5 protein-coding genes are annotated in these 10,406 nt (G+C 33.9%); all 5 read right to left on the minus strand.

Annotated elements, in window-relative coordinates; genetic code table 11:
* Positions 1-12: 12 nt before the first annotated feature.
* Positions 13-978, minus strand: coding sequence for a Gfo/Idh/MocA family protein (locus BN863_RS11085; RefSeq protein ID WP_038530545.1), 966 nt, complete (start codon positions 976-978; stop codon positions 13-15).
* Positions 979-1,088: 110 nt separating this feature from the next.
* Complete coding sequence (locus tag BN863_RS11090) at positions 1,089-4,613, minus strand: sulfatase-like hydrolase/transferase (protein WP_038530548.1); 3,525 nt, start codon at positions 4,611-4,613, stop codon at positions 1,089-1,091.
* A gap of 146 nt (positions 4,614-4,759) precedes the next feature.
* A complete protein-coding gene (locus tag BN863_RS11095; RefSeq protein ID WP_148304606.1) occupies positions 4,760-5,428 on the minus strand; it encodes a hypothetical protein in 669 nt (222 codons plus the stop codon).
* 91 nt (positions 5,429-5,519) lie between these two features.
* Positions 5,520-7,031, minus strand: a complete 1,512-nt coding sequence (locus BN863_RS11100; protein ID WP_038530552.1) for a RagB/SusD family nutrient uptake outer membrane protein — start codon at positions 7,029-7,031, stop codon at positions 5,520-5,522.
* Positions 7,032-7,060: 29 nt separating this feature from the next.
* Entirely contained in the window at positions 7,061-10,156 is a 3,096-nt protein-coding gene (locus tag BN863_RS11105; protein ID WP_158409001.1) for a SusC/RagA family TonB-linked outer membrane protein, read from the minus strand.
* Between the last annotated feature and the right edge of the window lie 250 nt (positions 10,157-10,406).

The raw sequence follows: 10,406 nt of genomic DNA on the forward strand, positions 1-10,406 counted from the left end.
CTGTCTTAACTGTTACGTTCCACAAAAAACATCCATAATGTGGGTCACCATGGCTGCTTCTTCCACAGAGCAAGGATTTGAATTATGTGCTAAAAAATAACCAACAGTTTTTTCTATCATGGGTTGTTGCACATGCTCTGGGTTTTCATAATGGTAACTTTCAATTAGTCCGTTTTTAGAAACGGTTATTGTACTAGTATAAAACGAAAATGAAATACTGCCCCTTTCACCTTTAATTGTGCATTCGTCTTTATCTTCTAAAGCATTGAAATTCCAAGTCCCTGAAAATTGTACGCCGTTTTTAAATAAAACCTCACCACTTACGTCTTGATGAGAAACTTGATTTTCTTTACAGCTTCCTTTCTTTATGTTTTCTACCTCACCAAAATAATGACACATCAAATCGATTTGATGAGGCGCTATATCATGAAAATATCCACCTCCAGAAATTTCAGGAATAGTTCTCCAGTTCACTTCTGTTTTAGCAATTAAATTCGTATTTCGGGTTTGTTTTATTTGTATTTCGGCCGATATTACGTTCCCAATAACGTTGGAATCTAATAGTTCTTTAATTTTTAAATATACTGGCAACTCTCGTCTATAATGCGCTACAGTAACTTTTACATTACTCCTTTTAACCGCTTCTACAAGTATATTTGCTTCGTGGTTGTTTAGTACCATTGGTTTTTCTAAATACACATTTTTACCAACATTTATGGCTCGAAGCGCATATTGTAAATGCGATGAAGGTGGTGTAGCTATATATACGGCGTTTATCAAGTCATTTTGTATTAACGCCTCAGCATTAGTAGTCCAGTTTGCAACACCATGTCGATTAGCAAAATCTATTACTTTGTCTTCATTTCTGCGCATTACTGCCACTAAAGTTGAGTTTTCAGTTTTATAAAAAGCCGGTCCGCTTTTAACCTCTGCGACATTGCCACAACCTATAATTCCCCAATTTATCCTACTCTCCATTGTATTTCTAAAAGGTTATTGCTTTGTTTTAATCGTTCTATAATTAAAAACAGTGGATTCGAAGATCTCCTCATTCAATAATTTTGATAGACTGCTTTATTTTAACTGCATTAAAATGAGTTAATTTTTAATTCAATAATATGTTTACCTGGCGACAATTGCACGGCTCCAAAAGCAGCGGGTACTTTCTGTCCGTTATGAATTAAATCCTTTCCATCGATGTCATCTAAAGAAAATTCTGCCACCATGTTACCTGGAATTTCAATTTCATAAGTTTGTGATCTAGGTCCATTATGTGTAAATGTTGCATGTATTGCACCACGTACGGTAGGCACGGTAATTTGGCTAGACTTAAGTTTACCCATTTGTGGTTTTATACTTGCTATACCAAATCCTGCCGTTTTAGGTTTAATTCCCCATAAGCCTCTAGGGATTGCATTTGCAGGCACTGCTCCCCACGCATGATTCCAATCGAGATTGTTTTTATACTTATTATCCCAAGCTTCTAGAGTAATGGTAGAGCCTATACGAATCATATTATACCAACTTCTTTCTGAGGTACTTGCTAATAAATCGAGTGCATAATCTGCTTCCCCCACATTGTATAATCCATCCAATAAGAATTGTGCACCATAAACACTACAGGCCATTCCACGAGATTTTACAAATTCTACTACAGTATCTACATGTTCTTGAGGGACCAAACCAAAGGCTAAAGGCATCATATTAGCATGTAGTGAAGCATGATCGGTTCCAATGCCATCAACATAAATACCACGTTTTTTATCGAACATTTGCTCGTTCACAGCTTTTTTAGCTTTGGCTGCTCTAAGTTCGAAATCTAAAACCTCATCGGTTTTCCCTAAGATTTTTGCAAATTGCGCCATGATTTTCATATTCTCGTAGAAGAACGAATTTATTACCGTATTATAGGGCTGAAATACAAATCCGTCACGTTCGCCGGGCGTTTTGCTTCCATTGAAATTAGCCCCTGGCCAGTCTACAATATCTGTTAAAGGCTTTTTGTATCCTTCGGGGAAGCCCAATTTTTTCATAAACTCGGCATCTACTTTCGTAGAAGTTATAAGCCCATCTTCATTAGAAAGCTCGTATAGGGATTTATGTTTTAGGGCTTCATAATAACGCTCAACCAACTCGGTATTTCCTGTATACATATAATCTGCATAAAGTAACAATGCTACATGTTGCTGCCATTCTGTTGGCCATGTAGGGTTTTTCATGAAATACTCGATAGTTCTGCGAGCCATTGCATATTCCCTGTCTGTTGTATAATGACTTAATTGATTAAGATAAGCATCAGCTTCGTAAGGAATACGTTCTCTATCGCCATCTACATACAGCCCATTAAAAGTTGTGGCTTTAATGGAATATTTGCTTAAATCCCAAACTTGATTTAAAATATTATTATCGCTTTTAAAACTACTCGCTTTTTCGTCCCAAAACGTATGATACGCTAATTGTTCTACATCGTTAGCATTAATAGAAGATTGTGCGCCTTCAATTTCTGCATATCTAAAAGGTAACAAAGGAGGAAATCCTTTTGGCAACGGAATAGCCTTGTTAGGTCTTGTATTTCTCTCGTCTGTTTGTATAGGAATTCTATATCTAGTTTGGCCAGGTTTAACCTCCACCTTCAACTCCTGATAACGAATGTTACTTTTTGCTGGTGGTGTTCTGTTTACGTTGCCGTTCTCATCGATCATTTCACCTACTCTAATAGTTAAGGTATGTGGTGTTTTGGCTTGATAATTAAACTCCATTGTTGCAAATGCAGCTTTTCCGAAATCTATAAAATACACACCATCTCTATTCTCAAATTTTGAAGGCTTAATCTTATCTGTTACAAATTTATTTTCGGTAGAAATAATATAGTTATCACTTTCGCCTATTGTGAATTTTTGTGCTTTAGAATAGTCTACCAATCGGTTTTCTTCATCCCAAATTCTTACTTTCCAATAGTACGTTTCACCTATTTTTAATGGTTTTCCTCCAAAATCCACATTAGTAGATTGCGAAGATCGCACTTGGCCACTATCCCAAACATCGCCATTATTGGCATTAATTATCGTTTCGCTAGAAGCCACTAATAACTGATATGCCGATTGGTATTTAGAGCTCAACGGAACGGTCCAACCAAACTCTGGTTTAAGATCGAAAATTTTAACTTCAGATTCAGGCTGTCTAATAAGTTCAACAGTTAAATCAGACGGTCCAGCTCTAAACTCATCACTATTTTTTGCGATTAACTCATCTAGTTTTTCGCGAAGTGCCTTAGCGACATTCTGGTATTTTTTCTTTCCTATTAAATTATTAATTTCTTTAGGATCTTTTTTGATGTTATATAACTCTTCTATCGTTTTGTCATTTACATAACGAAAGTATTTCCATTCTTCAGTTCGGACACCTTCACTTGGAGGTATATTTTCAAAATCCCATAAATGCTCTATAAGAATTGTGTCTCTGCTAATGGTACTGGTCTCTTGCTTTACTAGAGGTAGCAAGCTTTTACCTTGCCAAGATTCTGGAGCTTTTACTCCTGCTAAATCTGCTATGGTTTGTGTTACATCGATATTTAACACCATTTCGGATATATCTTGATGTTTATTTACACGAGGATCAAAAACAATTAATGGTACGCGAATAGAGTTATCGTACATTAACCATTTTCCGGCTAATTGGCGTTCACCTAAAAAGTAACCATTGTCTCCCATTACAATAATTACGGTGTTTTTGTCTACACCTTTTTCTTTTAATTTATCACGAATTTTCTTTATTTCTAGATCTATTCCAGAAATCATTCTGTAATATCCTTTTAAACTGTGTTGATATTTTTCAGGGTCGTCGTAACGCCATGTCCATCGTAACCTATTAAACCCATCTCGAACAGCTTGCGGTTGTGCTAAAAAGTATTTTTCGTCTGCTAAGTCTGGACCTGGAAGTGTAGTATCTTGAAGTAAAGCATCTGTTGTGGTTTGCCAAAAATATTGCTCTGGAGCCCCATCATGAGCATGCGGAGCACTAAAGCTTAAAGATAACATAAATGGTTGTGTGTTAGTAGCATTCTTATCTATAAAGTCTATGGCTTGTTGCCCAGTATAACGCGTTAAATGTACAGTATCGTTATTAATAGTCTTATAGTAATAGCCTCTTTTGTCTTTATATCTATTATTCCTGTCATAAGACTCAAATTCATCAAATTGACTCTCAAGGTTATCATATCGCACACCATATTTACCATAAAACCCTGTATAATATCCATTATTCTTTAATAATTTTGGATAGGCATTATTCATGTATTCTTCTCTAACATTACCTGTTTGAAAGTTAAAATTATGAGATCTTTCGTGTAAACCAGTCCATAAAGACGCACGACTTGCAGCACAAATAGGCGTGGTTACAATAGCATGATCAAAATAGGTCCCTTGTTGGGCCAATTTGTCCATTTCTGGTGTATTAACAAATTTGTTACCAGCATAACCTATAGCATCAAAACGCTGATCGTCTGTTAAAATGAAAATGATATTTGGTTTCTCTTTTTTTACAGTTTGAGACATTGCATTGTTAAAAAATACAGCAATAAATACAAGGTTAATTATAGCTTTATATTTTATCATTTAATTATACTTTTATTAATTCTTAGAAGTGCGATAAGCACTAAATATTTAGTTATAAGAATAGCATTAAATCACCCTACATCTCTAATATGGTTTAGATGTAGAGTGAATTTATTTTAACCCATTAAATTTTATAGCTATGCCGACTAGAAGTCCATTTTTGGCTCTCCAAACTTATATCGTCTGGCCATTTTACCATTATTGTTTAAACCGAATATGTGAGCTACACTATTACCGTTAGAAAATATATAATTATGATATCCAACAGGAACATTAATTTTTCCAAGATTACCTGTAGGCAAGTCTGGTGAATCATTAATTTGCATCACATAATTCCAATCACGAGCAATAGTCATTATTTGATTATTAACATCTTCAGATAATGTTTCGAAGGTGTAAGGTAGATCCAATGTTTTCAAGTGATCTGGACCTTGATCAACGTATATAGGTAACGTTAGATACAATAAATAATTACGAACAATATCTAGATCTACTGCTGGATCTTCAAACACTTCTTTAGGGTCTCTATCTGCTGTATTCTTTAAATTAAATTCTCGTGAAAAGAATCCAGGTCCGTTATTAGTCCAATTTGGATCTTTCATTAAGAAAAATGTATACGTTTCTGTTTTAGAATTATACATATCCTGTAATCCTGTTTGCTTAATGGCCTCGATCATGAAACCAAATTCATCATTAGGGTTAGTTTGCAGCCATTCCCATGTTGTCATAGAACCAAAAGTAAATTGAGGGTCTACTTCTGGATCGAATCTAAATTTTTCTTGAGGTTCTAAATCACATCCTGAAAATGAGAGCATAGTTATAACTAACAGTAACAGGGTATTAATTCTTTTATTAATATTATATGTTTTCATTTCTATTTATTTTTTTTGATAAAACATTACATTATTAGTATGGTACATTTTGTTCTAACTTAGGGTTATCTATTAAATGTCTAAACCAAAGTGGCCATATTATTCTATCCTGTGTTAATCCATTAATTGGCCCCATAACTTCTACTGCTTTATTTGTTCTTACTAAATCCCACCATCTATAGCCTTCTGCTAATAATTCTAATCGTCTTTCAGATAAAATAAAGTCTTCTAATTCGTCTTTATCATTAATATTCACCACATCTGGAATAGTTCCAGAATTTACTAGAGGTAACTCCCTAGCTTCTCTTATTTGGTTAACTAATTCTATAGCTTCTGTAGGCTGGCCTAATTGATTTAAAGCCTCTGCCTTAAGAAGTAACATATCGGCATATCTAAATAGAATAATATTAGTGTCATCTATGCTTGGACTAATATTAACTTTATGGTATTTAGAAATTCTAAGATCTTCTTCTTGTGTTCCCGGCGCTGCAATAGACTCGTAGTATCTGTAATCTCCATACTTCGCATTTAGTTCTCCTGTATCTTCATTTTCTTCAAATACATGAGGAGGCACATTTGGATATTTAGTTGCCCATGCGGTAGAATCTGTTGGGAATTTAGTTTCCCACTCTTCAACCAAATTAGGGGCTACATAATAAGAAGGTACTCCCGGAAAGAACACTTGATAAATTCCAGATGCTCTATTACCATCCTCTTCAAAATCATATCGTATAGACATAATGAGTTCTGGACCTTCTTGACCTTCTCCTGGGTAGTTTATTTCATCATTTAAGAATAGGTCTCTCCATTGTTTTCTATTGGTGGTTAACGAAAATTGATTACTAGCGATTAAAGATGTTAATGCTGTATTGGCAGCTTCATATTCATTAAGATACATATGAACCTGTGCTTTAAATGCTAACAAGCTCAGTTTTGAAAATGTATAATCGCTAGATACTACTGTTAAATTTTTTTCAGCCTCTTCAATATCAGATAATACTAGATCTAAAACCTCTTGAGCAGAAGATCTCGGTTTTATAGCATCATCTGAAAAAGTAAGTTCAGCTTTTGTAAATAATGGTACTCCACCCCATACGCGGTAAGCATCGAAATAAGCAAAGGCTCTTAGTGCGTAAGCTTCTCCTAAATACTGAGTATCATAATAAGGTATTTCAGGAATTTTTTCTATGGCTAAATTCGCTCTAAAGATTAGAGAATAAAATTCATCCCATTGTAAATATTCTGTAGAAGATTCTGGTGTAAGATTATTATTTATTAAATCTTGCGTGTCTGGTTGAGGTTTTTCAGAATTCACATAATTATCTGCTCGGAACTCTCCCCAATAAAACCTTTTAGTTCTATACGCTTTTTGTAACGCATCGTACGCCGCCGCTAAACCTAATTTAGCATCCTCGTTAGTTTTCCAAAATTGCTCATCAGATATTGAACTTTCAGGCTCAACCTCTAAAACGCTTTCGCATGAATTTAAAACACCTAAGCTAATAAGTATTAAAAATGTGATAGATATATTTTTAAATTTTTTCATTTCTTAATTTTTAAAATTTTATAACACTACTAAAATTCTACGTTTAAGCCAATCACTATCTCTGTTTGATTTGGGTAACGTAAACTATCCCAACCCGGTTCTAACGCATTACCTCTATTACCTAATTCTGGATTATAACCTTCATAATTAGTAAACATAAATACATTATTAATACTAGCATTTAAGGACAGTCTATTAATAAATCCTAATTTATTTAAGGTATCTGGATTAAAGCTATACCCTAGTTGGATATTTCTAAGCGAGATAAAATCTGCGCTACTCACATAATTAGATTCGTATCCACTACGGTTATTAGCACGACTAACTTCTAAACTTGGATATTTTGTGATATCGCCAGGATTAACCCACGCACCATCAATTCTATCTGGAGAAGGCGCATATACTGCATTACTAGCTTTATCTCTTATGTGGTCGTAATCTCTATAAATATCGTTCCCAAAATTGTAGTTAAACAAGAAAGAAAAGAAGAATCCATTATAATCGAACCTATTAGAAAAACCACCTGCAAAATCAGACAGTCCATTTCCTATTATTGTTCTATCATTTGCTGCATCTATATTAAAATCTCCATTTTGGTCTTGAAAGATAATATCTCCACCTCTTAAAACTTTATTAGCAAATTTTAGTCTTTCAATATCTCCGTTATAAGCTTGACCATTTAAGGTGTAATTGACAAAATTCTGGTTAGCATCAAAATTTGGAGTTAAACGTATACCATCTGGTGTAAATGCATTAGACTCGTCGTACTGAAATACACCTAGATTTTTATAACCATACATATTTCCTAATGATTCACCTTCTTCTATTAGGTATCCGCCTGTTTCAAATCCGTCTTCATCAGCTAATTCTAATACTTCGTTTTCATTATATGAGAAATTAAAACTAGTTGTCCAAGTAAAACGCTCATTTCTAATTGGTTTTGCTGCAATACTAACTTCCCAACCTCTATTTTCTACAGATCCAATGTTAGCTCTTATATTTGAAAAACCTGTTTCTTGTGGAATAGGTACATTATATAATAAATCGTCTGTGGTTTTAACATAACGGTCTACGGACACATTTAATCTTCTTTTAAATAAAGATAAATCTATACCATAGTTTTGTTGTGCTGTTTCTTCCCATCCTAAATCTCCATTGCCCAATTGTACAGGAGCAAATCCGTTAACTGAATTATAGAAAAACCCTGGATTATATAAGGCTATACTTTCAAAATCTCCTATACGCTCGTTACCTGTAATGGCATAACTAGCACGTAATTTTAAAAGGTTTATAAAACCTAAGGATTTCATAAAATTTTCTTCTGATATTTTCCATCCTAACTGAATAGCTGGAAAATTTCCCCAAATACGATTTTCACCAAATCGAGAAGAACCATCTCTACGAATAGATGCTGTTATTAAATATTTGCTTTTATAATCGTAACCAATTCTAGCATATAAGGAAGACAATGCATGCGTGGTTGCATCTGTTCCTGTAGTGTTTAAATTATATTCTTTAACATTATTAAATGTTTGGATATAATCGTTATTAAATTCGATGGCATTTAAGTCTGAGTATTCATACCACCATCTTTGAATTGAAAAACCTGCTAAGCCAGTAACAGTATGCTTATCATTAAAGGTTTTGTTATAGTTAAAAAAGTTTTCGTTTTGAAAATCGTAAAACGTATTTACTCTTTCTCTACCATTTATCTTACCATTATCTATATTAACCGTTTCTTGAGGGTTAAATTGATTTAGTTTTTGGTTTCTATAATTAAATCCTAAGGTAGTTTTAAACGTTAATCCAGGTGCCAATTTTACACTTATGTAGTTAAATATAGTAGAACTAAACTGTCTATTATCATTTACCTGCAGTTCTGCTCTAGCCAAAGGGTTATTTCTTGCATAACGTTCTCTAATATAAGAGCCATCAAAATCTACCAATAATACATTAGGCTGTCTGTAAGATAAATTACGAAAAACACTTCCTTCATTAATACCGTCCTGCATTTGATACGTACCTGTCATACGCGTACCAGCGGTTATAAACTTATTTAAATCGAAGTCTATTTTTAAATTAGATGTAATTCTGTTATAACCACTACCTTTTACAATACCTGTTTCATCCAAATATCCTGTATTCCAGTAGAATTTCGATTTCTCTCCACCACCACTAAATGCTAAGTTAACTTGGTTTTTTACACCTAACTGTTTTATAGCGTCCTGAACATCAACTACTAATTGACTTCTAATTCCTAAAGAATCTTCTACTTGACCTGAAGCGTCTGTACTACCTGTTCTTAAAGACTCAAATTTATTCCATTGTCTAGTATTAGACACAGGAACCAAATTATTTAAGAAACTTACAGAACTAATATAATCTACAGTCATCTTTGGAAAACCAGGTTTACCTTGTTTAGTTGTTATTAATACAACCCCATTTGCCGATTTAGACCCATAAATGGCTGCAGATGCTCCATCCTTTAGGATATCCATACTTTCAATATCGGCTGGGTTAATATTAGTAATATCATTTACTTGTTGTCCATCTACAACATACAAGGGCGATGACCCCGCACCAAAAGTAGAAATCCCACGAATAATAATTTCAGAATCCCCACCAGGTCCACCATTAGTGGTTACCTGTACACCAGCAACACGCCCCTGAATACCTTGTAAGGCATCTACAGGAGATACACTACTTAACTCTTCGGAATCTACAGACCCAACTGCTCCAATAACATCTGCTCTTTTCTGTTCTCCATACCCAATAACAACTACTTCATCTAAGCTTTGTAATTCAGCTTTAAGCGTTAAATCAATAACTTTTCTAGATTTTATTGGTACTTCTTGAGTTTCATAACCTATATATGAATACACTAATACTAATTGCCCTGGAACGAGTGTAACAGAATAACGACCGTCAAAGTCTGTCACAGTTCCATTTTTAGTACCTTTCTGAATCACATTTACACCAGGGATAGGAATTCCATCCTCTCCCATAATAGTTCCGGTCACCTCGCTTTGCGCGTTTAAATTGTTAACTGTAAAACTGGAAAATAGCAACATTAATATAAAAGCTAAACCAGAAAAAGTACAATTTCTTTTAATTTTTGGTTTCATTTTAAGTTTTTGTTTAAACATACAATTGGTTTTAATTAGTTTATTTACTAGTTAAAAAATCAACTAGATTTTTATTAAAGCAATTTTACGATTTGTAAAAATGGTCTCTATCCTGTGTTGTACTGTTCTAAGATTTAGTGCTTCTACGAGTTCTTTAAAATCGTGTTTAATCTTTAATCCTATATAAGAGCCTAAAATGGAGGTTTTAAAATACAATCTCTAAAAATGCTTTACAGTAAGTATAATATTA

Source organism: Formosa agariphila KMM 3901 (assembly GCF_000723205.1).
Lineage (GTDB): Bacteria > Bacteroidota > Bacteroidia > Flavobacteriales > Flavobacteriaceae > Formosa > Formosa agariphila.

What these genes read in the sequence shown, in the direction of transcription:
- BN863_RS11085 (WP_038530545.1), bottom strand. Translation starts at nt 978, where the DNA reads ATGGAGAGTAGGATAAATTGGGGAATTATAGGTTGTGGCAATGTCGCA.
- BN863_RS11090 (WP_038530548.1), bottom strand. Translation starts at nt 4,613, where the DNA reads ATGATAAAATATAAAGCTATAATTAACCTTGTATTTATTGCTGTATTT.
- BN863_RS11095 (WP_148304606.1), bottom strand. Translation starts at nt 5,428, where the DNA reads ATGCTCTCATTTTCAGGATGTGATTTAGAACCTCAAGAAAAATTTAGA.
- BN863_RS11100 (WP_038530552.1), bottom strand. Translation starts at nt 7,031, where the DNA reads ATGAAAAAATTTAAAAATATATCTATCACATTTTTAATACTTATTAGC.
- BN863_RS11105 (WP_158409001.1), bottom strand. Translation starts at nt 10,156, where the DNA reads ATGAAACCAAAAATTAAAAGAAATTGTACTTTTTCTGGTTTAGCTTTT.